Below are 22,551 nucleotides of genomic sequence, written 5' to 3' on the forward strand. Positions count from 1 at the left end.
CCCAAGGCGCCGTTTGGTTTATTGTGAGTTATGAGGCGATCCTCTCATCCTTGGCTTGTTGCCAAATCCATCTTCCGCCGAACGGGAAAACGTTCATTATTACTTCAAATCTGTAAAGTCTCCAAGATATTCCCGGACATGACATGCATTGACGTGTCGCCGAGATTGCCTGTCAACGTGGATGGGAGCATGCCCCCTCGCCGCGTATCCATCACAGCAACTATCTGCGATCAAAGCAAACCATTCTACCTCTCAACCCTATCAATCGGGCGCGCATCTTCAGTCGACACGGCTGTGCCGAACCCTGGAAATGTCAAACACTCACGCCAAGGCACGGAGCATGAACATTGCGGTATCCCGCCAGGTAGGTTGCGATATCAAGGGTATCGGAGCTGTTCGGTCGGCAACGCCAATCCAGCCATCGATCACCCTGGCCAATCCCGCTGCGTCCAGATCGGCATCAAACAGGGTCACGCCGGATCCTGAAAGCGGCTCAAGCACCTCCAGTCGTCGGGCAAGCACCGGCTTGCCATGGGCCAGCGCCTCGATGACCGGCAGGCCGAAGCCCTCGGCAAATGACGGGAAGATCATGCCAGTGCACACGGCATAAAGCCGATCCAGGGCCTCGTCGCTGATCCGGCCGGTCCAGAACAGGCGATGGCCGCGTTCGGGATGAGACTGTAGCCTGGCGACGAAATCATCCATCTTCCAGCCGGCGTTGCCGACCAGCAATAAACGCGTCGGAGAACCTTGGCGCCAAAGATGTTCCAGCGCTGCCAGGCTGTCCCGATGGCCCTTGCGCGGTTCGATCGTGCCTACCTGCAGCAGCACCTGCGCACCGGCCAACTGCCGAAGCAGATCATCGAATTCGGCAGGCAGGCCCTGCGATGGCTGGCTCCCGCCAAGGTCCCACCCCAACGGAATCACCGCCACCGGGGGACAATCGACTATGCCGAAGCGCTCGGCGAGAATATCCTGCAGTTCGCGCGCCACCGGCGGGGATACGCAGAAAAAGCCATCGGCCGTGCCAGCCATGATCGCCAGCCAATTGGCAAAGCGCAGTACGGTCGGCGCGGAAAACCAGTGCGGTTGGGTCAGCGGCAGGAAATCATGCACCAGATACCAGAAACGCACGCCGATGCGGCGCATTCGGGCCAGCTCGGCGCGCATGCGCCACAGCGCATCGAGCGAGAAATCCAGCCCCAGGAACAGATCGCCAGCGCGATAGATCAATTGCTCGCCGGTTGACCGATATCCGCCATCGACCAGCTCGATCCGAAAATGCCTGCGGCCGCGGGTTTCGACGAACAGCACCGGCCGGGCGATATCAGGGGCAGCATCGGCCAGATGGAAGGCAATCGCCCGCACGACACGCTGGATGCCGGTGCCGGCATCATGCTTGCTGATCACCGACAGATCGACAATCAGCCGGCCGGCGGGTGGCAGCGTCGAAGCGGTCGCGCCGCGCAAGGCCGCGACATAGCGATAGCCACCGACATGCTGGAACCAGAGCATTTGCAGCTTGGTCACGATGTTGCCCAGGATGCGCGCCGTGCGTTTGGCAAGCCGCTTCATGATCGGCGCCGTCCAGCCGCAAGGAAGCCAGGGATCATTGCTGGAGCAACCGCCCGACGCCCGCCCGCACCCGCCCGGTGGCGCGGCGCAGTTGGATGACGGCGGCGGCTTTCGGATCGTGGCGGGGCGCGCCGCTGGTCAGGCGCTGGACCAGCACCTCCGCGGGGCAGGGTAGGCCGGTGAGGGGATCGAGATAGCGCGGGTAGAGCAGCAGGGTGGCGGCGACCAGTTCATCCAGTGTGCGCCGGGCGGTGCGCCGCGCCGGCACCGGGCCGTGATCGGTGGTGAGGCCCCAGCCGGCGTAGAAGGGCACGCCATGGACGGTGACGGGCTTGTGGCGCAGCAAGGCTTCGAAGCCGGCCAGCGAGCTGTTGACGTGCAGTTCGTCTGCCATGGCGATCAGGGCCGCCATCGGTGCGCTGGTTTCGATCATGTCAGCCAGTGCCGCCGTGTCGGCCGCCGGTATATTTCCGCGGCGGTGGCCGGCCAGCACGTCGGGGTGGGGCTTGTAGATCACAAACGCATCCGGCCCGGCGGCGGCGCGGGCGCGGCGCAGCAGTTCCCGATTGCTGGCCAGCGCGCCGCCACTGGTGACGGCGCGATCATCCTCGACCTGGCCGGGCACCAGCACGTGGCGGCGCGCACCACCGGGGCGTTCGAGCGCGACGGCCTGGCCGCTTTCATATTTGGACAGGCCGCTGGCGACGATTGCCGAGCGCAGGGCGGCGGCACGGGCCAGCAGATCGGGCGGAAAATCGCCGTGCTGCAACAGATTTTCGAGGCCGCTTGGGTAGTTCGGATCGAAATGCACGCCCACGTCGTCCACGATCACCGACAATGGCGGCACGCAATCGGCGCCCAGCCCCGCCGAGCGGATGAAGCCATCCTCCACTTCCAGAACCGGCACGGCGCTGCCGGCCAGGTCGCGCGCTTGCGCGGCGGTCAGCCGTGATCGCCACACCGCCACTTGATCAGCCGCGCCCAGCACCGGCAGATCGCGCCGGAAGGGCGCGGCGGCACCGTTCCACAGCAGCGGCGCCACGGTCGGTCGCTTCCAATAGGCAAAGCCCAGCGCCGCCACGATGGGGCGATTGCCATCGATCAACTGCCGCCAGAACCCCGCCAACGAGATGGCCTGCAGGCAGGTGATGGCCGCGCCGCTGAACGGATCCTGCCAGTGCCAGCCGGTGAGGTGGGTGTGCAGCAGCGCCGCAATCATCGCTGCATCAAGGGCCTGGTCGCGCCCCGAATCGGTGACCACCACGTCGCGCCCGGCCGCCACCGCCAGCAGGATGCGCGCGTCGGCCGCTGGCAGCCGCACCCGCACCGCGCCATCGAGCATATGCCAGGGATCGGCATCGGCGGGCCAGGCCTGCGCCCCGCTGGCCAGCGATGCGGTGCCATCGAGATCATAACCCGCCAAGGGCAATGCCGGCTGCCGGCCCCAATAACAGCCGCCAACCCGGTGCGCGGCCAGGGCCGCCAGCAGGCCAGCCGCATCCTCGCCGCTGCCGCCCCACACCGCAAAGCGCGGCGGACGCGCGCCGGGGAAGGGCGGGATAACCAGCAGGGGCGCAGCCGCCACCACCTACCCCACGGCTGCGATGGCGATCAGCCGCTGCATCAGGCCGGGCAATTGATCGAGCGGCACCATGTTTGGCCCGTCCGACAGCGCCGCATCGGGATCGGGGTGGGTTTCCATGAACAGGCCATCAACGCCGATCGCCACGGCGGCGCGCGCCAGCGGCTCGACATATTGGCGCTGGCCCAAGGATCGGTCACCACCGCCACCCGGCAATTGCACGCTGTGTGTGGCATCGAACACCACCGGGCACCCCATGTCGCGCAGGATCACCAGCGCGCGCATATCGACCACAAGATTATTGTAGCCAAAGCTCGATCCGCGTTCGCACAGCAGGATGTTGCTGCTGTCCACCCCGGCCGCCGTGGCCGCGCCCCGCGCCTTGGCCAGCACGGCGGCCATGTCGTGCGGCGCCATGAACTGCGCCTTCTTGATGTTCACCGGCCGGCCACTGGCGGCAGAAGCGCTGATCAGATCGGTCTGCCGCGCCAGGAACGCCGGAGTTTGCAGCATGTCCACCACTTCGGCCACCGCGGCCACCTGATCGGGCAGATGCACATCCGTCAGCACTGGCAGCCCGGTTTCGCGGCGCACGGTCTCCAGCACGCGCAAGCCTTCGTGCAGGCCGAGACCGCGATAGGCCCCGCCCGATGTGCGGTTGGCCTTGTCGAAGCTCGCCTTGAAGATCACCGGCAGGCCCAAACGATCGGCCATGGCGCGCAATTGCCCGGCGACGGCCAGGCACAGCGCCTCGCTTTCGATGACGCACGGGCCAGCGATCAGGAAGGGCGGTGCGCCGGGCGCGCGGGTGAAATGGGGAAGCATCAGGCGGATTCCTCGGCGCGCCGCGCCAACTGGGCCTCGATCAGGGGCGTGTCGGTCGGGTTGTTGAGTTCGATCAGATCCCAGCCCGGCGCCGGGCACACGGCAACGCCCACCGGCAGCCCGGCATCGAGGAAGCGCAATTGTTCCAGCCCTTCCTGCAATTCCAGCACCGCCGGGCCGGCGGCGACATAGGCCGCCAGCGAATCCGGGCGATAGGCATAAAGCCCGACATGCAGCAGCACCGGTTGCGCCGGCACGCTGCCCGGCGCCACGTGCGGGATGATCGATTTGGAAAAATACAGCGCGCGGGAACCGCGGTTGCATACCACCGTGGTGCCGCCGACGCGCCCGGCCGCGGCATCGCTTTGCAGATGCGCCAGCACGGCCGGGCTGGCCGGCACGGCGGCAGTTGCCAGGGCGAGGCCTGGATCGGCGGCCAGGCAATCGATCACCGCTGCCACCATCGTTGCCGGAATCAACGGCGCATCGCCTTGCAGGTTGACAACGATATCCGGCGTGGTGGCCAGGCCGGCCAGCGCGGCGGCGCAGCGTTCGGTGCCGTTCAAACAGTCCGCCGGCGTCATCACCACCGCCATGCCGTGCGCGCGCGCGTGGATTGCGATCCGGTCATCATCGGTTGCGACCACGCATTCGGCAATGCCCGGCACGGCGCGGGCTGCGGCCCACGTCCATTCCAGCAAGCTGTGCGTGCGGCCATCCGGGCCCTTCAGAAGCGCCAGCGGCTTGCCGGGAAAGCGGCTGGAGGCAAAGCGGGCCGGAATGATCAGGGCAACGCGCGCCATGGCGGTTCAGGCCTGCACCAACGGGGCTGGTGCAGCGATATCATAAATCTGCACCGCGCCCAGCGGCCGGCGCGGCTCGGCATCGTCCACCACGAACAAGGTGGTGATGCGGTGGATGTTCATCATCTCCAGCGCGTCTTCCACCAGGGCGGTGCGCGGGATGGTCTTGGGTGCGGGCGTCATCGTGGTGGCGGCGGTGCCGGCCAGCATGTCGGCGGCATGGCGGCGCAAATCGCCATCGGTGATGATGCCAACCAACAGGCCCTGATCATCGACCACGCCGGTCATGCCCAGCCGCTTTTCGGTCATCGTCAGCAGCGCCCGGTGCATCGGCGTGTCCATCGCCACCAGCGGCAGCCGGTCGCCGCCGTGCATCACATCCTCGACGCCGCGCAGGTGCAGGCCGATGGTGCCGCCGGGGTGCAGCGCGCGAATGTCAGTGCCCGACAGGCCGCGCGCCCGCATCACCGTCACGGCCAGCGCATCGCCCAGCGCCATCATCATGGTGGTGGAGGTCGTCGGCGCCAGGCTGGCGGTGCAGGCTTCCTCGACCATGGGCAGCAACAGGCCCAGATCTGCGGTGCGCATCAACAGCGAGGTCGGGTTGCTCGACACCCCGACCAGCCGGCAGCCGATGCGCTTGGCGTGCAGGCACAAGGGTTGCAATTCCACGGTGCCGCCGCTGTTGGAAAACACCAGCAGCAGATCGCCCGGCATCACCATGCCGGCATCGCCGTGCGCGGCTTCGCCGGCATGCACGAAATGCGCCGGCGTGCCGGTGGCGGCCAGCGTCGCGGCGATCTTGCGGGCAATATGGCCGGATTTGCCGATGCCCGATACGATCACCCGGCTTTGGCAGGCCAATATGGCATCGACCACGGCGGAAAACCGGCCGTCGATCATGGCTTCCAGCTGGCGCAGCGCTTCGGCTTCCAGGGCAATGACCTGCCGGCCGATATCCTGATGCAGATTGCCGTTCATCGTGTTGGTCTTTCCGTGCAACCGCCGGCCCTGCGGGCTCAAGTCTTTATCCATGGCCCGGTTGGCGGTCAATTGCAGCGCGCTTGACAGGGCCGGGCCGGGCAGGGGATGCGTCGGCCATGCCGGCGCCCCCCCCCGACGCGATCCTGTTCGATCTGGATGGCACTTTGATCGATTCGGTGCGGATCACCTGCTCGATCATCGACGCGATGCTGGCCGCGCGCGGCAGCGATCATCGCGCCGATCCGGCGATCGCCCGCGCCATGGACGCGGTGGGCGGCGCTGCGATGATCGCCGCGGTGCTGGGCCGCCATTGCGGCGATCCGGATGCTGAAATTGCCGAATTCCGCGCCCGCCATGCCGTGGTGCCGACGCCGGCCGATCTGGCCTTTGCGGGCGTGGCGGCGGCGCTGGCGGCGCTCAACGATGCCGGCGTGCGCATGGCCATCTGTTCCAACAAGCCGCAGGCCCTGTGTGACAAGATTCTCGCCGATCTTGATCTCGCCCGCTATTTCGGCGCCATCATCGGCGCGCGGCCCGATCGGCCGCGCAAGCCGGCCCCCGATGCGGCGCGCCTTGCGATGGCCGGCATCGGTGCCGATGCCGCGACCTGCCTTTATGTGGGCGACTCGGCGGTGGATGTGGCGACGGCACATGCGGCCGGGCTCCCGATCATGTTGGTCGGTTGGGGTTATGGCCTGGCAGAGGCGAGATCGGCTGCCCCGGCCGCGCCGGTGCTGGCCAGCATGAACGCGCTCGTCAGGCTTGCGACGCAGTCGCCGGCCGCTTGACGCTTTCCACGCGGGTGGCGAACAACCGATCCCACATCATGCCGGTGATGGCATAATTGCCTTTGTCGTGAGCATGATGGTGGCGCATGTGATGCCGTTTCAGCATGCGGGCAATGCGGCCCTTCATCGGCCACTGGTGGCAGGCATAATGCACCAGATCATAGGCGACATAACCGGTCATGAAGCCGAGCAGCAGCCACACGCCTGATGGACCGATCAACGCGACAAAGCCGGCGCCGACGGCCAAGCCTACCGTTATGCTCACCATCGGCGGCATCAGATTGCGCAGTGGATCGTTGGGCACTGCATGATGATTGCCGTGCATGATGAACACGAATTTTTCCATCAATACCGACGCCGGTTCCCAATGGAACAGGAAGCGGTGCAGCGCATATTCGGTAAGCGTCCAGATAGTGATGCCGACCAAGGTGAGGCCGACGGCCGCTCCAGGCGACGCCGTGCCCCACGCGGCCCACAGGATCGCGGGCAACAGCACCGCCCACAGGGCGATGAACACAGGCGCTGACACCACCGTCAGCTTTTCCAGCCAACGGTTCTGAAACAACGTGATTCGAGTTTGGGATCCAGCCATTAACCTCGCTCTCAACAGATGCGCGCGCCAACTGTCAAGGATGATACGACCCATATGCGAAGCATTGCGGCGATTTGCCAAATCCTTCAACTTTTTGGGTGAATTGTGAAAAAAACGTGACAGTGCAGAATAATGCGCCAGAAGATCGCGCTGCCGTGACGACGATGTGTGTGGCGATTGCGCTGACCTGACAGCCTGGCTTGTGCCAGAGGCGGTCTTTGCTGATGAAGCATACATCATGTCCACACCCCTGCCGCCCGATCGCCCCGATTCAACGCAGCCGGATCCTCCGATCTCTCGTGCTGAACCGTCGCCAACGCACAGTTCCGCGCCGGTCCGCCATATCCTGATCACCGGCGCGTCCGGCGCATTGGGTGGCGCGCTGGCGCGCGCGCGCGCCGCGCCTGGCGTGGCGCTGCTGTTGTGGGGGCGTGACCTTGGGCGGCTTTCGGCCACGGCAGACGCCTGTCGCGCGGCGGGAGCCGATGTTGCGGTGCGCAGTCTCGATCTGGCGGACATCAGCGCCATGCTCGCCGCCGTGGACGCGGACGCCGCCACCCCGTTTGACGAGGCGCTGCTGGTGGCCGGGCAGGGCGATACGGCAGCGGCCGATGCCCGGGTGGAGGATGCGGCGCAGGTGGCGCGGCTGGCCCAGGTGAATTTCGCAGGCCCGGCAGCGCTGGCGGCGGCGCTGGCGGATCGGATGGCGGCGCGCGGGCAGGGGCGCATCGTGCTGATCGGATCGGCCGCGGCCTTTCATGCCCTGCCGTTCGCTCCGGCCTATGCCGGCAGCAAGGCCGGGCTGGCGCGCTTTGCCGATGCGCTGCGCCTGGCGGTGCGGCGCCATGGCGTGCAGGTGACGTTGGTGTCGCCCGGCTTCATCGATTGGCCCGACGGTGGGCGCCCGGTGCCGAGGGGGCTGCTGATATCGCTTCCCACGGCGGCGCGGCTGGTGCTGGCGGCGGTGGATCGCGGCCAGGCCCATGCCATCATCCCCTGGCCGTTTGCCGTGCTGCGCCTGATCGATCGGCTGTTGCCGGCACCGTGGCGCGACCGGCTGTTGCTTTCGCTCACACCGCCGTAAGGGCGGCAATCAGGGCGTGATGCAGTTGGGCGGGTGACAGATCGCAGGGGCTGTCGCCGCTGCGAATCAACTGCCCATCCGCCCCGAAGCGCAGCAGCACGAACGGCGTGTGGCGCGGGCCATCCGGGCACGCCACACCTGGGATGCTGGGCCGATGATCGCCGTAAAACACCAACATTGCCGGCTGCTGCCGCGCCGCAAGGCTGGCCTGCAGGCGCGCCAGCATGGCATCGCCCCGGCGCACCAGTTTCAGATAGGCGGTGCACAGCTTGCCGGTGGCAGCCGGCGCGTCGACCGGCCAGGGCCCGTGGTTTTCGATGGTGACCGCGTGCAGCATGGTCGGGCCGGTTGCCGCCGCGATCAGGTCCAGCAGCTGATCGGTGATCGCCGCATCGGAGACATAGCGGCCCTGTTCGGCGGTGGGCGGAGCAAAACGCTCCGGCCCGATCAGTTCCGCAAAGCCGGCAGCCGGCAGGATCGTGTTGCGGGCGTAAAAGCGCATGTCGTGCGGATGGACGAACAGGCTGCGCCAGCCGGAGCGTGCAAGGCGCGCCGGCAGGGCGTGGCTGGCCTCCCCCAGGGCGGTCAGATAGGGATCGAAGCGCCGAAACCCCAGCGCATCCTCGTCGCGGCCGAAGATCACGCCATATTCGGTGCGATTCGTATAAGCGCCAAAGCCCGGTACCTGCAGGCGCCCGTGCAGCCAGGCCGATTCGCGTGCTGCGGTCAGGCCGGGCAGGGCGACGGCCGGATCATCGAACAGCTCGGCCGGATCGGCAAAGGATTCGCACTGGACGATCACGACCAGCGCGGCATTGGCCGGCGCCGGCAGCGCTGCGGTGGATGGCAGCGGATCGGTGCTGGCGCGCCAGCGCTGCCGGTGCAGGATGATGGTCGCCACCAGGCCATGGCGCGCCACATCGGCATCGGCATCGGGCACCGGCGCCAGATCGCGCCAGGGCGGCAGGCGCAGGCTGATGGCCAGCAGCGCCACCGCCCCGCCCAGCACGCCCAGGCCCCACAGATGCGGGGCCACCGCCGGCACGAACAGCCAGGTCATCGCTGCCGGCACGGCCAGCGCGCCGGCTCCCAAGGCGAGCAATTGCCCAGGGTTCAGCGCGGTGAAATAGAATTGCGGATGCTGGAACAGCGCACGCAGCAGCGCCAGATCGGAAAATATGATCGGCTCGCCCAGCAAAAGATGCTTGGCATTCGATCCCAGCACCAGCGCTGCCATCACGATCAGCACCGCCGCCACCGCGGCCAGTGGATTGCCGCACAGCGCCAGCACCAGGCCAAAGCCTGCGACCACAGCCAAGGCATGCAGCCACAGCCCGGCCAGGCTGCGCATCCGTATCGCGGCGCACGGCTGTACCTGCATATCCATCAGCATGGTGCCAACCAGCAAAACGGCAATGATCAGCGGCAAATCGGGCACTGCAAAGGGGAGCTCCGTGGGGTCTGGCGATGCTGTCATGGCCAAGGCGTGGCCAAATGCCCACAACATTGGTTGAAATTAAGGCAGCCCTTGCGCAAATGCCGCCCGAAAGGCAGGGAGCGCGGGGGGCGGCGGCTATTGTAACCGCAGGGCAGATGCAACGGTAACGGGTCGCAAAACGGGCCTGATTCGGCCCGCCACGGAGCGCAGTTGATGCCCGAAGGATCGATCATTGCCCAGGCCACCCTCACGCCCGCGTCCGCTGCGCGGCGCAGCGTGTTGTTGCTGCAGGGCCTGATGGGGCCGCTGTTCCGCCGGCTGGGCCAGGGCCTGTTGGCGGCTGGTCACCAGGTGCACAAGGTGAACTTCAACGGCGGCGATCGCGCCTTCTGGCGGCTGCCTGGCGGCATCGATTATCGTGGCACGTTGGCCGATTGGCCCGAAGCGCTGGCTGGCATCATCCGCGCGCACGCCATCACCGATGTCGTGCTGTTCGGCGATTGCCGCGATCACCATATCCTGGCCACGCGCGTCTGCCGCGAACTGGGCATCACGGTGCATGTGTTCGAAGAAGGCTATGTCCGCCCCGATTGGGTTACGCTGGAACGGGATGGCGTAAACGGCCATTCCACACTGCCGCGCGATCCGGCCTGGTATCGCGAACTTGCGGCATCACTGCCGCCGGTGCCGGTACATACCCGCGTGCTGTCATCTTTCCCGCGCCGGGCCACCGAAGGCGTGATTTACAATGTCGCCGATCTGTTCAGCCGCTGGCATTATCCCCACTGGCGCAATCACCGGCCTTGGCACCCGTTGGTGGAGGCCACCGGCTGGGCGCGCAAGCTGCTGCGCCGCAAACGCCGCCAAGCCGAAGCCGCCGCCCTGCTGAACCGCCTGGCCGCACCCGATGCCCGCTATTTCCTGTTTCCGCTCCAGCTCGATTCCGATGCGCAGATTCGGCTGCATTCGCCCTTTGCCGGCATCGCCGATGCGCTGAAGCTGGTGATCGAATCCTTTGCCGCCCATGCGCCGGTTGATGCCCGGCTGGTGGTGAAGGAACATCCGCTCGACAATTGGGTGCGCGATTGGAACCAGGAGGCGCAGGATGTCGCCACCCGTTGCGGTGTTGCCGATCGGGTGGATTATCTGGCGTGGGGTGATATCGAAACCATCGCCGAAGGCGCACTGGGCATGGTGACGATCAACAGCACCAGCGGCACGTTGGGCCTGGCCAAGGGGGTGCCGGTGATCGTGCTCGGCCATGCGGTGTATGACATTCCCGATATCACCTGCCAGAACGGGTTGGATGATTTCTGGCAGCGGCCGGTGCCGCCCGATGCCGCCACCTTTGCTGCCTTTCGCCGCGTGTTGATCGATCGCTGCCTGATCCCGGGCGGCTTCTTCAGCGAGGAAGCGCTGGCCCGCGTGATCCACCATGCCATTGCCCGCTTCGAAGGCCGACCGCTGCTGCCGGAATAGGGCCTACGCCGGGTCCTGATACAGCAAGGTGATGCTGATCCGGCGGTTGCGCGGGTCGGTGGGCGCGTTCTTCACGAAGGGATCGGTATCGGCCACGCCTTCGATGCGGCGGAACCGGTTGCCGGGAATGCCGGCGCCCATCAGCAGGCGGCGGGTGGCATCGGCGCGGGTGGTCGAAAGGCTCCAGTTTGACGCTCCGCCCGGTGATTTGAAGCTCAACGCGTCGGTATGGCCGCGCACCGCCAGATGATTGGGCGTATCCTCGATGGCATGGGCCACGGTCTGCACCAGGCTGCCGGCGGCGGTGGTGGGCGCGGCCGTGCCCAGCGCGAACATCGAAAAATCGGCGCGCTCCACCAGATCGATGCGCAGGCCGTCGCGGGTTTTCACGAATTTCACCTGGCCTTTCAGGCCCTTCAACGTCGGATCGGCTTCCAGCCTGGCTTGCAGTTTGCGGGTGATCGCCTCGAAACGCGCTTCGTCACCCGCCTGCTTGTTGCCCGCCGGGCCTTGCAGCGGCTGGTTCGGGCCGGGCTTCGGATCGAGTCGTGTGGGCTTCTGGTCGCTGCCAGCCTGGGTCACCGGCCGTTTGCCTGTGGTTTCCGGGCGCACGGCGCTGCCTTCGGGCGCCGCCACGGATTTGCCGCCGAACAGGCCGTTGGAACCGCCGCTGGCCTGCATCTGGATGACGGTGGGGGTGAAATAATCGGCGATGCCCTTGCGCTGCTGTTCGTTGGTGGCGCCCAGGATCCACAGCAGCATGAAAAACGCCATCATCGCCGTCACGAAATCGGCATAGGCGATCTTCCAGGCGCCGCCATGATGGCCATGGCCGTGCACCTTCACCTTCTTGATGATGATTTCTGGCTCGATCCGGCCTTCCGGTTTCATGGGGCGCTGTTCACTTTGCCGTCCGCAGGCCGTCGAAAATCTCGCTGAAGCTCGGCTGGTGGGTCGGGCTGATCGCGGTGCGCGCCGCTTCGATCACCAGCGGCTGCGGCTGGCCCTTCAGCGTGGCGATGATCACCCGGCGCACCACCAGGTAAATCTCGCTGTCCTCGTCGATCACCGCCTTCAACCGCGCCGAAAGCGGGCCAACGATCCCATAGCTGAGCAACACGCCCAGGAACGTGCCGACCAGCGCCGATCCGACCATCGCGCCCAGGATGGCCGGCGGCTTGTCGATGCTGCCCATCGTCTTGATCACGCCCAGCACGGCCGCGACAATGCCCAGCGCCGGCAGCGCGTCCGACATGGTTTGCAGGCGCTCGACCGGTTTCAGTGCGGCGTGATGGTGGGTTTCGATATGGGTGTCGATCACCTCCTCCACCGCCATCGGCGACAGCGTGCCGGTGGATACCACCAGCAGCCGGATCGAATCCGTCACCAGCGCGATGAAAAAATGATCGCTGGCGAACTGCGGATATTCACCAAAAATGCTCGATGATTTCGGGTCCTCGATATGGGGTTCCACCGCCGTCGGGCCATCGGTGCGGAACAAGCGCATCAGCCGGGCGGTAAGGAAGATGGCGGCGCCATAATCGGCTTTTTTGTACTTCGGCCCCTTGACCACCTTGCCCAGGCCGCCGCCCATGTCCTTGATGCCCTTGATGTCGGTGGCCACCAGCGTCGCCCCGGCCGCCGCGCCGCCGATGATCAGGAATTCATGCGGCAGCGCATGCAGCACCGGCCCCAGGCTGCCCCCCGTTATGGCAAAGCCGCCAAACACCATGACGACAAGCACGACAAGGCCGATGATCGACAGCATTGGGCAGGGCGGCTCCGGGTGCGGGTTCGCTTGGGATTACGGCCGGTGCCAAAGCGGATTAAATAGGTCCGTTGTGGAGGGTGCTCTCCCCAAGGCGCGCCTTACCGCATGTCATCCCACAGGCTCAGCCGTGAGACTCGCGCAAAGCTCGCCTGCGCCGCATCCAGCACCACGCCCAGCCGATCCAGCCGCGCGATCGCGGCGGCCATGTCGGTGTCCTCCAGCTTCGACACCTCGGTCTTCAACTGCAACTGCGCCTTGTCGAGCCGTTCGGCCTCCGCCTCCAGCCGCGCCGCGCGGGTGCCCAGCGTCGCCTGGGCCGCGGCCAGGCCATCGATATGCCCGTCCATGGCCGCCAGCGCTTCGTCCATGCCGGCGTCGAAGAACACCGGTCGGGGCTCGGTCAGGCTGTCGGCCAGATGCGCCAGCGCGTCGAACAGATTGCGCACGCGCGGAGCCGGCGGCAGCAAGGGGTCGATCGGCAAAAGCGGGTCGGGTGGGGGCAGGGGCGCCGTCACGCCAAAGGCTTCCGGGCCAGTGATACCGGCGGCCAGCGTGCGGCCCAGCAAAGCGACGCGCGGGCTTGTCCCCAGCCCAGCCCAGGCGGCCAGACCATCGGCGTCGTCGGCATAGCTGGGCGGCAGGCCGGTCCCGGCAAACAGGGCCTCGCCATCGGGCCCGCGCGCTTCGGCCAGGCCGCGCGCGGCGCTGTGCAATTCTCCCACTTCGCTGGCCAGCACCTTGCGGTCGGCCGCGTTCAGGCTGGCGTTGCGCCCGGCCAGCGCCAGTTCCTTGGCGCGCGCCATGATGTCGGCGATGCTGGCCAGCGCCGTTTCGCTGGCGGCGAGGCGCGATCCGGCGGTGTCCATGGCCCGGCGCTGCACATCGGCGCTGGCATCGGCGCGCTTCAACGTGGCGGCGCGGGCAAAAGCCATCGGATCATCGCCGGGGCGCACCAGCTTGCGCCCCGTGGAAATCTGCTGCTGCACCTCGGCCAATTGCCGCGACAGATTGGTCAAGCGGCGCACCGCGGCATCATGGCCGGAACGGGTCGAGACGGGCGGAATCACCGGCTGAGGCCCAATATCTGATCGAACAGGTCACGCGCCACGCCGATCACCTGCGCATTGGCGCGATAGGCGGCCTGCAGGCGGGTCAGCTCGGCGGCTTCATACTCCAGATCGACACCCGACACGGCATCATTGGCGCGCGCCGTGTCTTCCTTCAGCGTCGCGGCGGCGGCCTCCAGCCGGCGCGTATCGGCGACGCGCGCGCCGATACCGGCGCTTTCGGCGGCCAATTCCGCCTCCAATGTGCCGTTCGGCCCCGGCTCCACCCGCAGACGGCCCAGCAATATCGCATTTGCATTGTCCGGGCTGCCGGCCGGGGTCGGGCTGATACGGAACAGATCGCCTGCTTCTGCATCGGCCGGCACGCTGAAGCGCACGCCCGGCCCTTCGATCAGGCTGTCATCGGCCGGCACCGTGTCGATCAGCGTGGCACCGGCATGAATCTCCGCGAGGCCGCCGGCGATCACGCTGATCCGCCACGGCGGCGGTGTCGTGTCGCCGCCGGGCAGCGTCAGCGCGGTCGCATCGTCGATGATCGTCGGCAGGATGGTGGTGCCATTGTCCGGTGGCGCATCGATCTGCCAGCGCCCAGCGGCGGCCACTTCGCCATGCAGCAGTGGCCGCAGCACCAGAGCGCGCGCGCCGTCCAGTCGGGCCAGCGTCCATTGATCGCCGGCCACCGCGCCGCCGCCGATGCTGACGGTCAAGCCATCGAGCAGCAATGGCCCCGCACCGGTCACGCTGGCGCTGCCATCACCGCGCGCCAGCGTGAAGCCGGTGGCATCCGCGATCAGCCGGTATCCCGACACTTCCGGCACCGCCCCGTCGGCCAGCACCACATCGACCGGCGCGCGGCCGGCATTGGCCTTGCCCACCGTGGTTGCCACGTCGATGGTCGTAAACACCGCCTGGCCCGGCGCGCCGGCCGCGTCCACACCGCGCCCGTGCCAATCATTGACCAGCGCGGCAAAGCCGGTGGCGCTGCTGTCCAGCGCGGCGCGGGCGCGATTGATGTCGGCGCTGGCCTCCAGCAAGCCAGCGAGCCGCCCGGAGGCGGGCAGGCGCAGCGGGGTGGGATCGAATTCCGGATTGAGCAGCACCGTCACGCCATCGGGCGCGACCCCGATGCGCCGGCTGTTGCCGGCCTGCGGCACCAGTTGCACCGCCGATGGCCCGCTGCCCAGTTTCACCTCGACGACGCCGCGCGGGCCTTCGCTGATGCTGATCCGCACTTCGGCGGCCAGATCGGCGAGCAGCCGGTCGCGATTGTCGAGCATGCCGGCTGCCGCCGCATCGCCGGCATCGCCGCGCCGGAGCTGTTCGTTGATGCGTACCAGTGCGGCGGCGAGATCATTCACCGTGCGCGCCGACAGCGCGGCTTCGCTGTGAATGTCGTCGCTGAGCGCGGCCAGCGCCTCGCCGTGCCCGGCAAAGGCCGAAGCCGCATCATCGGCGGCGCCCAGAAACAGCGTGCGCGCGGCGCGATTGGTCGGCGCGGCGGCCAGATCGGTGGCGGCGTTGAAGAAGGCGCCGACCCGCGTCGCCACGTCGGCGCTCACCCCCAGCCCCTCCAGCCGCTCCAGCCAGTCCAGCCGCGCCGCAAAGCGCGCCTGATCGCCGCTGGCGGTGCGCGCCGCATTGGCTTTCAACGCATCGACATCGCGCACCAACGTATCGAACCGCACCCCGGCCGAGGTTGGTGCGCGCTCCAATGGCCCGCCGCGCCCGGCCGGCTGCGTCGCCAGCACGGCGCGGCGCCGCACGAAGCCCGGCGTGTCGGCATTGGCGACATTCTCGCCGGTGGCGTTCAACGCGCGCTGAAACGCCAACACGCCGGACCGACCAAGACCGAGCAGATCCATCAGCGTTTTGCCTCCCGCGCCAGCAACTGCGCCAGGCCGAGCGGGGCGGCGGCGGTGAGGCTGCGCGCGCGGGTTTCATCGATCAGATCGCGGATCTGATCGTTCTTGCCCATAAGATCGTCGCCCAGCCTGGCGGCGCGCGCGGTTTTCAGCAGGCGGGTGACGAGCAGGGCTTCGAAATCAGTGCTGGCCTTGGCGGCGAGTTTGGCCTCGTTGCGCGGTGGGTCCATCGGTAAGCCTCCGCTCACCCTGAGCCTGTCGAAGGGCGACAGGTTCAGGGTGAGCGGTGCCTTTGGAGACAACGGCAGGCCATCCATCAGATCACCACCAGCTCGGCGCGTAACGCACCCGCCGCCTTCAGCGCCTCCAATATCGCCACCAGATCGCCCGGCGCTGCACCAATGGCGTTAACCGCATCGACGATGTCGCCCAGCTTCGCGCCGGGGGCGAACAGGTTCATGCGGGTCTGCGCTTCACCGGCCTCGACACTGGATTGCTGGATCACCACGGTCTGGCCGCGCGCCAGCGGGGCGGGTTGGCTGGCCTGCTGGTTCTCCGTGACGCGCACGGTCAGATTGCCGTGGGCGACGGCGGCGGGCAGGATGCGCACTTCGCCGGATATCACCACGGTGCCGGTGCGGGCATTGACGATCACGCGCGCTGGCGGCGGCGCCAAAGCCACTTCCAGCGCCTCCACCCGCGCCGCCAGTGCGATGCGGCGGGCGGGATCATCGGGCGCGTTCAACCGGATGCGGACGCCGTCTTCGGCGGTGGCCACTTCGCCGCCATAGGCGCGGTTGATGGCATCGGCGACCGCCTTGGTGGCGGAAAAGTCCGGCTCGTTCATATCGAGATGCATCGGGCCACGGTTGGTGAACGGCGATGGCACCGATCGTTCGACGATGGCGCCGCCCGGCACCCGCCCGGTGGCGGGCGTGCCGACGACAATGCGGCTGCCGTCGCGCCCCTCCGCACCGAACCCGCCCACCGCCAGGCTGCCTTGCGACAGCGCATAAATCTCGCCGTCGGGCCCTTGCAGGCTGGTGAGCAGCAGCGTGCCGCCGCGCAGGGACTTTGCCTGGCCCAGTGCCGCCACCGTCACATCCAGCCGCTGGCCGGGCTTGGCGAACGGCGGCAGCTCGGCGGTGATCATCACTGCGGCGGCATTGCGCAATTGCGGATTGACGCCGGGCGGCAAGCGCACGCCCAGCCGGCCCACCGCAGCCGTGAGCGACTGGATGGTGAATTCCAGATTCTGGTCGCCGCTGCCGGTCAGGCCGACGACGACGCCATAGCCGGTGAGCGCATTGGCGCGCACGCCGGCAAAGCGCGCGATATCCTTCACCCGCTCGGCCTGTGCCGGGGCGGCCAGCAGGGCCAGGGCGACCAGAGCCCGCATCAGAACGGCAAGATCTTGGCAAAGAAGCGCGCCAGCCAGCCTTGCCGGCTGTTGTCCGCCACCTGGCCGGTGCCGCCAAAGCGGATATGCGCATCGGCCACGCGCGTCGATTCCACGCTGTTGTCGGCGCCCAGATCGTCGATGCGCACCAGGCCGCTGATCTGCAGATGCTCCTCGCCGCGATTGAGCGCCAGGCGCTTTTCGCCGGCCACGCGCAGCACGCCGCCGGGCAGCACTTCGGCCACGGTGACGCTGATCTGGCCGATCAGTTCATTGTTCTGCGCGGCCGTGCCGCTGCCGGTGAAACCCTGGCTGCTGCCGGCTTCGGTCGCGCCGGGCGGCACGCGGGTGAACGGAAAGAATTGCGGCAGCCGGATGGCGGTTTCGCTGTCCCGGCTCGATCCGGCGCTGGCGGATTTCGATGCGGTGGTGCGCTCGGTCAGGCGGATGGTGATCAGATCGCCCACCCGCCGCGCCCGCCGATCGGTGACCAGCCCGGTATAGCTGGCCGGGTTGAACAGGCTGCCGGTGATTGCGGCCGGTTCGATGACCACGACGGGCCGGGCAGGGGGCATGGGCGTGACCTTGGCGGCCAGCGCCGGCGTCGCAACCAGAGCGGCAATCAGCGCCAGCCTAGACATTCTGCACCACATACCGGCTCATCTCGTCGGCCGCGCTGATCACCTTGCTGTTGATCTCATAGGCCCGCTGCGTCTCGATCATGTCCACCAGTTCCTGCACCGTCGAGACGTTCGATCCTTCCAGCATGCCCTGGCGGATCTGGCCCATGCCGGCCTGGCCGGCGATGCCCTGGGTTGGCGGGCCGGACCCGGCGGTTTCGCGATAGAGATTGTCGCCCACCGGCATCAGCCCGGCCGGATTGAGGAACCGCGCCAGTTGGAGCTGTCCCACCTCCACCGGTGCGGCCTCGCCGGGCAGGGATGCGGTGACGGTGCCATCCGGCGCGATCACCAATTGCGTCGCGCCATCCGGCACGGTCAGCGGCTGCGCCAGCCGCAGCCCCGCCGTGGTGACGATCTCGCCGGTGGCCGACAATTTGAAGCCGCCATCGCGCGTATATCCTACCGTGCCATCCGGCATCTGCACGGCGAAGAATCCGGCGCCGTCCACCGCCAGATCGAGGGCATTGTCGGTCTGGATCATCGTGCCTTGCGCATGGATGCGCTCGGTGCCGACGACGCGCACGCCGGTGCCGGTGCCCAGCCCGGTGGCATATTGGCTGTCGGCGCCGCTGGCCGCGCCGGGGCTGCGATCATCCTGATACATCAGGCTGGCGAAATTGGCGCGATCGCGCTTGAAGCCGGTGGTCGAGACGTTGGCGAGATTGTTCGAAATTGTCTTCATGCGCTGATCGAGCGCGTCGAGGCCCGAACGGGCAATCTGCAGGGCGGTGGTCATCGCATAGGCTCCTTACTTGCCATCCAGGCTGATCAGCCGCGCACCCTGTTCGTCCATGTCCTGCGCCAGTTTCAGCAGCCGGGCGTTCACTTCAAAGCCGCGCTGTTCCTCGACCAGTTCGACCAGGGCTTCGGCGGCGGTGATGTTGGCGCTTTCCAGCGCACCGGTTTCCAGACGCGCCGTGGGGTCGGCCGGCAACGGGTCTTGCGGCATGAACAGGCCATCGGCGGCCTTGTCGCGCGACTTGAGGCTGCTGCCATCGACGAGCTTGAGCTTGCCAAGGGCTTGCGGGCCATCGGGCAGGGTGGCGGTGATGCTGCCATCTTCGCCGATGGTCAGCGCGGCGCCCGGCGGAACAGAGATCGGCGCACTGTTGCCATTCAACACGACGCGGCCATCGCCCAGCGTGATCAGCCCGGCGGCATTCACCTGCAGATCGCCGCGCCGCATATAGGCTTCGCGCACATCGCCGCCGACGATCGGGCCTTGCACCGCCAGCCAGGATTCGCCGCCCAGCGCGATGTCGAGCGGGCGGCCGGTCGCCGAAATGCGCCCCGGCTGGTGCGGGGTGGCCAGGCTGGGCGCACCGGCCTGCGCGCGGGCGCGCCAGGCACCATCGATATCGCGCGCCGCATTCAGATAACGGCTTTCCTGCGCCACCACATCGCGCCTGAATCCCGGCACGCCGGCATTGGCCAGATTGTTCGCGGTCACCAATTGCTGGCGCGCCCGGGCGTTGAGGCCGGTCAGGGTGGTATAGATCAGCCGGTCCATGACTTAGCCGATCAGCTGCGCAGGTTGATGATGGTCTGCATCAACTGATTGTCGGTTTCGATGGATTTGGCCGCGGCCTGGAAATTGCGCTGCGCCGCGATCAGATTGACCAGTTCGGTGGTCAGATCGACATTGCTGCGCTCCAGATTGCCGGAGAGCAGGCTGCCGATGCCGCCCCGCCCGGCCTCGCCGGTCAGGGCCTCGCCGGATTGCGGCGTCACCACCCAGCTCGCATCGCCGGCCTGCTTCAGGCCCTGCGGGTTGGAAAAATTCGCCAGCGCCACCTTGCCCAGCGTCTGCACCTCGCCATTGGAGAAACTGGCGCGCAGCAGCCCGGCGGCATCCACCGACACACTTTCCAGTTGCCCGGCCGGCACGCCGTCCTGCTCGATCACCGCCACGTTGAACGGCTGCGCCTGCTGGGTGGTGGCGAGCCCATGATCCACATTCAACGCCAGTGGCGCCGTGCTGCCGGGCGGGGTGATCGGATCGAAGCTGAAGGGCGCGGTGGGAGAGGTCAGCAAGCCGGCGGCGTCGAACGCCATCGGCAGGCCGCTGGTGCCGCCCACTGCAAGTTCGGTATCGCCCACGAACACCCGCGCCGTCCAGCGGTGCAGCGGATCGGGCACGGTGGGCAGGCTGTCCTTCACATAATAGATCGTCGCGGCCAGCGGATTGCCGAGATTGTCATAGACGGTGGTGGATGTGCTGGCGTTGAAGCTGGCCGCATTGTCACGATCGAACACATAGGGGTTGGTGGGCGTATAGATCGGCGAATTGGCGATGATCGCCGCATCCGCGGGCAGATTGGCGGACACATTGATGGCCGTGGTCGGCACCGGCACGCCCGATGCCAGCGGCAGCGTGGCATTGATGGTGCTGGCCAGCCCGGTGGCCAGCACTGCGCCATCCTTGGTGGTGGCAAACAACTGCATCTGCCGGCCTTGTGCATCAACAATGGCGCGATCGGCGTTCACCCCGAACGAACCATTGCGGGTGAAATGCGTCTGGGTGCCGCCCGGCCCGGATTTGACGATGAAGAATCCCTGGCCGGCCACGGTGAGATCGAGCGCCGACGTCGAGGTTTCGGTCGGGCCTTGCGCGAATTGCTGGCTGATCGCCCGCACCGTGCTGCCCGATCCGATCACGCGGTTGGGATTGGCCAGCGGCGATGCCGAGAAGATGTCGCCAAAGGCCACGCGGCTGCGTTTGAAACCGGTGGTGCCGACATTGGCGATATTGTTGGCGATGGTGGACATTTCGGACTGGGCACCGGACAGCCCGGTGAGCGCGGTGTAAAAGGCCATGATGTCACTCCTCTGGTGTTGAGGCTTCTGATGTTGAAGCTGCGATCAGTCGGTCCAGCCGGTCGGTGATGGCGGCCAGCTTGCTGTTGGTTTCCGTGGTGCCGGCCAGCTGGCTGAACATCGCCATCTGCTGGACATATTGCAGGTTATCGACCGGCTTGGTCGGGTCCTGGTTCTTCAATTGCGCGGTCATCAGGGTGAGGAAATCGCCCTGGTCCAGCGTGGCCTTGGGGCTGCGCACTGCCGGTGGCGGCGCGGATGGGATGGCATTCACGGGCGCAATGCTGCTCATTTGCCGATCCTCAACGTGTCGAGCGCCAGGCCGCGTGCGGTGCTGAGCACTTCGACATTATTGGCATAGGCGCGCGCGGTTTCGACCATTTCCACCATCTCCTGATTGGGATCGACGGCGGCTTGCCAGACATGGCCGGTGGCATCGGCCAGCGGATGATGCGGATCGAGCTTGCGTTCCGGCGTGCCGGTGCGCGCCATGCTGGCCACATCCACAGTTGCCGCCGTGCCGTCATATCGGGTGGTGAACACCGGGCGCAGCGCGCGATAGGCGCCCTGTTCGGTGCCGGAAATGCTGCCCGCATTGGCCAGGTTCGATGCGATGGCGTTCATGCGCACCAGCTGCGATGCCATGGCGCGCCCGGCGATGTCGAAGGTGGAAAGGGTCTTCATCATTCCGGCCGCATCGCGCTCATCAGCGTCTGGATGCGTCCCGAAAGAAACTCCAGGCTGGCGCGATATTTGAGGGCGTTTTCGGCAAAGGCGGCCTGTTCGGTGGCCATATCGACCGTGTTGCCATCCAGGCTGGGCTGCATGGCGGCGCGGAATCTCAGCGCGCCGGCACCGGCCTGTTCGCCCGCCAACATCCCGGCAAAACCGCTGCCACTGATCCGCGCCAGCGCCGCATCGGCATCCAGATCGCGGGCCTTGAAGCCCGGCGTGGAGGCGTTGGCGATATTGCCGGCGATCACCTCCAGCCGTTGCCCGCGCAGTTTCAGCGCGGCGGCGGACAATCCCAGGGCTGAGTCGAATATGGTCATGGCCGGCGCAATGCACAGGCCGTGCCAAGTGCCTGCAACGGCCGCAGCGCCATGGGTGAGGCCCGGGGCGCGGCAAGGGCCTGCCGCTGCGGCGGCAAGCCATTGCCGGCCCCGGGCCGGGTCGCGGCGCGCCAATCGGGGGGATCAACAATTGGCGCGGTTCTTGCTGGTCGGGCTGTGATGCCGGGGGATCGCACCTTGGCCTGACCGAAAGGATCAACGGCCGATGCGCGCCATGATTAAACGGCTCACTATGAAAATCGCCCACCTGGCCATCTTGCTGGTCGGCCTGGCCGTGCTGCTGTTCTCCGCGCCGGTTTGGGCCCAATCCGGCCCCGCCCTGCACGATGTGGCGGTGCTGCGCATGGCGGTCGAACGCTTTGCCGGTGGGCCGGCGCGCCTTGATGATCGGCTGGTGGTGCCGCGCTGCCCGTCGCCAGCGCTCAGCTGGGCGCGCGCCGACGTGGTGCGCGCCGATTGTGCCGATCCGGCGTGGACGCTTTATGTGCCCGTCGCAGTCAGCGCCCCCCCCAGTCAAGCGGTCGCCCGTGCCAAACCCGCCATCCGCCGCGGCGAGCGGGTGCTGGTGGAGGCCAGCGGGCCGGGTTTCGCCATCCAGATCGAGGCCGAAGCCGAACGCGATGCCGATGGCGCACGGGTCGCCCTGAAAGGCCCCGCCGGCCGCCGCTTCACCGGCCGCATCGAAGCCGGTGGCCGTGTCGTGCTGGCGCGATGAGCGGCGATTTAAAG

24 protein-coding genes are annotated in these 22,551 nt (G+C 67.2%); 4 read left to right on the forward strand and 20 right to left on the reverse strand.

Features of this window, described 5'->3' with window-relative positions; all coding sequences use genetic code 11:
• Nucleotides 1-321 precede the first annotated feature (321 nt).
• From AC6UUM_RS08395 to AC6UUM_RS08415, 5 genes are read right to left on the reverse strand one after another with little or no spacing between them, the layout of a single operon-like run.
• On the reverse strand, nt 322-1,575 hold the full coding sequence (locus AC6UUM_RS08395; protein WP_500801834.1) for a glycosyltransferase family 4 protein: 1,254 nt from the start codon (nt 1,573-1,575) through the stop codon (nt 322-324).
• Nucleotides 1,576-1,609: 34 nt separating this feature from the next.
• Complete coding sequence (locus AC6UUM_RS08400; RefSeq protein ID WP_500801835.1) at nt 1,610-3,160, reverse strand: capsular polysaccharide export protein, LipB/KpsS family; 1,551 nt, start codon at nt 3,158-3,160, stop codon at nt 1,610-1,612.
• A gap of 3 nt (nt 3,161-3,163) precedes the next feature.
• Entirely contained in the window at nt 3,164-3,982 is an 819-nt protein-coding gene (gene kdsA / locus AC6UUM_RS08405) for a 3-deoxy-8-phosphooctulonate synthase (protein ID WP_500801836.1), read from the reverse strand.
• Nucleotides 3,982-4,785 (reverse strand): 3-deoxy-manno-octulosonate cytidylyltransferase, encoded by an 804-nt coding sequence (locus tag AC6UUM_RS08410; protein WP_500801837.1) that lies wholly within the window; start codon nt 4,783-4,785, stop codon nt 3,982-3,984. Before AC6UUM_RS08410 ends, kdsA begins: the two co-directional genes overlap by 1 nt.
• Before the next feature lie 6 nt (nt 4,786-4,791).
• Complete coding sequence (locus tag AC6UUM_RS08415; protein ID WP_500801838.1) at nt 4,792-5,820, reverse strand: KpsF/GutQ family sugar-phosphate isomerase; 1,029 nt, start codon at nt 5,818-5,820, stop codon at nt 4,792-4,794.
• Between the two features lie 65 nt (nt 5,821-5,885).
• Between AC6UUM_RS08415 and AC6UUM_RS08420 the strand changes: the two genes are divergently transcribed.
• A complete protein-coding gene (locus tag AC6UUM_RS08420; RefSeq protein WP_500801839.1) occupies nt 5,886-6,557 on the forward strand; it encodes an HAD family hydrolase in 672 nt (223 codons plus the stop codon).
• On the opposite strand, the gene AC6UUM_RS08425 is transcribed toward AC6UUM_RS08420, so the two are convergent.
• The gene (locus tag AC6UUM_RS08425) at nt 6,526-7,389 is read right to left on the reverse strand and encodes a sterol desaturase family protein (RefSeq protein WP_500801840.1); all 864 of its coding nucleotides are present in this window, start codon (nt 7,387-7,389) and stop codon (nt 6,526-6,528) included. The genes AC6UUM_RS08420 and AC6UUM_RS08425 overlap by 32 nt on opposite strands.
• On the opposite strand from AC6UUM_RS08425, the gene AC6UUM_RS08430 reads away from it, so the two are divergent.
• Nucleotides 7,388-8,233 (forward strand): SDR family NAD(P)-dependent oxidoreductase, encoded by an 846-nt coding sequence (locus AC6UUM_RS08430; protein ID WP_500801841.1) that lies wholly within the window; start codon nt 7,388-7,390, stop codon nt 8,231-8,233. The genes AC6UUM_RS08425 and AC6UUM_RS08430 overlap by 2 nt on opposite strands.
• On the opposite strand, the gene AC6UUM_RS08435 is transcribed toward AC6UUM_RS08430, so the two are convergent.
• Nucleotides 8,220-9,626, reverse strand: a complete 1,407-nt coding sequence (locus tag AC6UUM_RS08435; protein ID WP_500801842.1) for an LTA synthase family protein — start codon at nt 9,624-9,626, stop codon at nt 8,220-8,222. The two genes, AC6UUM_RS08430 and AC6UUM_RS08435, sit on opposite strands and share 14 nt — an antisense overlap.
• A gap of 258 nt (nt 9,627-9,884) precedes the next feature.
• On the opposite strand from AC6UUM_RS08435, the gene AC6UUM_RS08440 reads away from it, so the two are divergent.
• On the forward strand, nt 9,885-11,150 hold the full coding sequence (locus tag AC6UUM_RS08440) for a capsule polysaccharide biogenesis protein (RefSeq protein ID WP_500801843.1): 1,266 nt from the start codon (nt 9,885-9,887) through the stop codon (nt 11,148-11,150).
• Nucleotides 11,151-11,153: 3 nt separating this feature from the next.
• Here the strand turns inward: AC6UUM_RS08440 and AC6UUM_RS08445 are convergent, their stop codons facing one another.
• The 13 genes from AC6UUM_RS08445 to flgB form a co-directional block, all read right to left on the reverse strand.
• Nucleotides 11,154-12,041, reverse strand: coding sequence for a flagellar motor protein MotB (locus tag AC6UUM_RS08445; RefSeq protein ID WP_500801844.1), 888 nt, complete (start codon nt 12,039-12,041; stop codon nt 11,154-11,156).
• A 10-nt stretch (nt 12,042-12,051) separates the two neighbouring features.
• Complete coding sequence (gene motA / locus AC6UUM_RS08450) at nt 12,052-12,918, reverse strand: flagellar motor stator protein MotA (protein WP_500801845.1); 867 nt, start codon at nt 12,916-12,918, stop codon at nt 12,052-12,054.
• A 101-nt stretch (nt 12,919-13,019) separates the two neighbouring features.
• Complete coding sequence (locus AC6UUM_RS08455) at nt 13,020-13,988, reverse strand: flagellin N-terminal helical domain-containing protein (protein WP_500801846.1); 969 nt, start codon at nt 13,986-13,988, stop codon at nt 13,020-13,022.
• Nucleotides 13,985-15,850, reverse strand: a complete 1,866-nt coding sequence (locus AC6UUM_RS08460; protein WP_500801847.1) for a FlgK family flagellar hook-associated protein — start codon at nt 15,848-15,850, stop codon at nt 13,985-13,987. The genes AC6UUM_RS08455 and AC6UUM_RS08460 overlap by 4 nt, the downstream gene beginning before the upstream one ends.
• A complete protein-coding gene (locus AC6UUM_RS08465) occupies nt 15,850-16,080 on the reverse strand; it encodes a hypothetical protein (protein WP_500801848.1) in 231 nt (76 codons plus the stop codon). Before AC6UUM_RS08465 ends, AC6UUM_RS08460 begins: the two co-directional genes overlap by 1 nt.
• Nucleotides 16,081-16,166: 86 nt before the next feature.
• On the reverse strand, nt 16,167-17,249 hold the full coding sequence (locus AC6UUM_RS08470) for a flagellar basal body P-ring protein FlgI (RefSeq protein WP_500801849.1): 1,083 nt from the start codon (nt 17,247-17,249) through the stop codon (nt 16,167-16,169).
• Nucleotides 17,249-17,890 (reverse strand): flagellar basal body L-ring protein FlgH, encoded by a 642-nt coding sequence (locus AC6UUM_RS08475; protein WP_500801850.1) that lies wholly within the window; start codon nt 17,888-17,890, stop codon nt 17,249-17,251. The genes AC6UUM_RS08470 and AC6UUM_RS08475 overlap by 1 nt, the downstream gene beginning before the upstream one ends.
• Nucleotides 17,883-18,668: a flagellar basal-body rod protein FlgG gene (flgG, locus tag AC6UUM_RS08480; protein ID WP_500801851.1), complete on the reverse strand. Its 786-nt coding sequence runs from the start codon at nt 18,666-18,668 to the stop codon at nt 17,883-17,885. Before flgG ends, AC6UUM_RS08475 begins: the two co-directional genes overlap by 8 nt.
• 12 nt (nt 18,669-18,680) lie before the next feature.
• Nucleotides 18,681-19,442 (reverse strand): flagellar hook-basal body complex protein, encoded by a 762-nt coding sequence (locus AC6UUM_RS08485; RefSeq protein ID WP_500801852.1) that lies wholly within the window; start codon nt 19,440-19,442, stop codon nt 18,681-18,683.
• Nucleotides 19,443-19,453: 11 nt separating this feature from the next.
• The gene (locus AC6UUM_RS08490) at nt 19,454-20,749 is read right to left on the reverse strand and encodes a flagellar hook protein FlgE (RefSeq protein WP_500801853.1); all 1,296 of its coding nucleotides are present in this window, start codon (nt 20,747-20,749) and stop codon (nt 19,454-19,456) included.
• Between the two features lie 4 nt (nt 20,750-20,753).
• On the reverse strand, nt 20,754-21,041 hold the full coding sequence (locus AC6UUM_RS08495) for a flagellar hook assembly protein FlgD (RefSeq protein WP_500801854.1): 288 nt from the start codon (nt 21,039-21,041) through the stop codon (nt 20,754-20,756).
• Complete coding sequence (gene flgC / locus AC6UUM_RS08500; protein WP_500801855.1) at nt 21,038-21,436, reverse strand: flagellar basal body rod protein FlgC; 399 nt, start codon at nt 21,434-21,436, stop codon at nt 21,038-21,040. Before flgC ends, AC6UUM_RS08495 begins: the two co-directional genes overlap by 4 nt.
• On the reverse strand, nt 21,433-21,801 hold the full coding sequence (gene flgB, locus AC6UUM_RS08505; protein ID WP_500801856.1) for a flagellar basal body rod protein FlgB: 369 nt from the start codon (nt 21,799-21,801) through the stop codon (nt 21,433-21,435). Before flgB ends, flgC begins: the two co-directional genes overlap by 4 nt.
• Before the next feature lie 226 nt (nt 21,802-22,027).
• On the opposite strand from flgB, the gene AC6UUM_RS08510 reads away from it, so the two are divergent.
• On the forward strand, nt 22,028-22,537 hold the full coding sequence (locus tag AC6UUM_RS08510; protein WP_500801857.1) for a hypothetical protein: 510 nt from the start codon (nt 22,028-22,030) through the stop codon (nt 22,535-22,537).
• Nucleotides 22,538-22,551 lie beyond the last annotated feature (14 nt).

It is taken from the genome of Sandarakinorhabdus sp. (genome assembly GCF_987265915.1).

What these genes read in the sequence shown, in the direction of transcription:
- AC6UUM_RS08495 (WP_500801854.1), bottom strand. Translation starts at nt 21,041, where the DNA reads ATGAGCAGCATTGCGCCCGTGAATGCCATCCCATCCGCGCCGCCACCG.
- AC6UUM_RS08410 (WP_500801837.1), bottom strand. Translation starts at nt 4,785, where the DNA reads ATGGCGCGCGTTGCCCTGATCATTCCGGCCCGCTTTGCCTCCAGCCGC.
- flgC (WP_500801855.1), bottom strand. Translation starts at nt 21,436, where the DNA reads ATGATGAAGACCCTTTCCACCTTCGACATCGCCGGGCGCGCCATGGCA.
- AC6UUM_RS08475 (WP_500801850.1), bottom strand. Translation starts at nt 17,890, where the DNA reads ATGTCTAGGCTGGCGCTGATTGCCGCTCTGGTTGCGACGCCGGCGCTG.
- kdsA (WP_500801836.1), bottom strand. Translation starts at nt 3,982, where the DNA reads ATGCTTCCCCATTTCACCCGCGCGCCCGGCGCACCGCCCTTCCTGATC.
- AC6UUM_RS08440 (WP_500801843.1), top strand. Translation starts at nt 9,885, where the DNA reads ATGCCCGAAGGATCGATCATTGCCCAGGCCACCCTCACGCCCGCGTCC.
- motA (WP_500801845.1), bottom strand. Translation starts at nt 12,918, where the DNA reads ATGCTGTCGATCATCGGCCTTGTCGTGCTTGTCGTCATGGTGTTTGGC.
- AC6UUM_RS08430 (WP_500801841.1), top strand. Translation starts at nt 7,388, where the DNA reads ATGTCCACACCCCTGCCGCCCGATCGCCCCGATTCAACGCAGCCGGAT.
- AC6UUM_RS08510 (WP_500801857.1), top strand. Translation starts at nt 22,028, where the DNA reads ATGCGCGCCATGATTAAACGGCTCACTATGAAAATCGCCCACCTGGCC.
- AC6UUM_RS08485 (WP_500801852.1), bottom strand. Translation starts at nt 19,442, where the DNA reads ATGGACCGGCTGATCTATACCACCCTGACCGGCCTCAACGCCCGGGCG.
- AC6UUM_RS08435 (WP_500801842.1), bottom strand. Translation starts at nt 9,626, where the DNA reads ATGCTGATGGATATGCAGGTACAGCCGTGCGCCGCGATACGGATGCGC.
- AC6UUM_RS08420 (WP_500801839.1), top strand. Translation starts at nt 5,886, where the DNA reads ATGCCGGCGCCCCCCCCCGACGCGATCCTGTTCGATCTGGATGGCACT.
- AC6UUM_RS08465 (WP_500801848.1), bottom strand. Translation starts at nt 16,080, where the DNA reads ATGGACCCACCGCGCAACGAGGCCAAACTCGCCGCCAAGGCCAGCACT.
- AC6UUM_RS08395 (WP_500801834.1), bottom strand. Translation starts at nt 1,575, where the DNA reads ATGAAGCGGCTTGCCAAACGCACGGCGCGCATCCTGGGCAACATCGTG.
- flgB (WP_500801856.1), bottom strand. Translation starts at nt 21,801, where the DNA reads ATGACCATATTCGACTCAGCCCTGGGATTGTCCGCCGCCGCGCTGAAA.
- AC6UUM_RS08425 (WP_500801840.1), bottom strand. Translation starts at nt 7,389, where the DNA reads ATGATGTATGCTTCATCAGCAAAGACCGCCTCTGGCACAAGCCAGGCT.
- flgG (WP_500801851.1), bottom strand. Translation starts at nt 18,668, where the DNA reads ATGACCACCGCCCTGCAGATTGCCCGTTCGGGCCTCGACGCGCTCGAT.
- AC6UUM_RS08445 (WP_500801844.1), bottom strand. Translation starts at nt 12,041, where the DNA reads ATGAAACCGGAAGGCCGGATCGAGCCAGAAATCATCATCAAGAAGGTG.
- AC6UUM_RS08415 (WP_500801838.1), bottom strand. Translation starts at nt 5,820, where the DNA reads ATGGATAAAGACTTGAGCCCGCAGGGCCGGCGGTTGCACGGAAAGACC.
- AC6UUM_RS08490 (WP_500801853.1), bottom strand. Translation starts at nt 20,749, where the DNA reads ATGGCCTTTTACACCGCGCTCACCGGGCTGTCCGGTGCCCAGTCCGAA.
- AC6UUM_RS08470 (WP_500801849.1), bottom strand. Translation starts at nt 17,249, where the DNA reads ATGCGGGCTCTGGTCGCCCTGGCCCTGCTGGCCGCCCCGGCACAGGCC.
- AC6UUM_RS08460 (WP_500801847.1), bottom strand. Translation starts at nt 15,850, where the DNA reads ATGGATCTGCTCGGTCTTGGTCGGTCCGGCGTGTTGGCGTTTCAGCGC.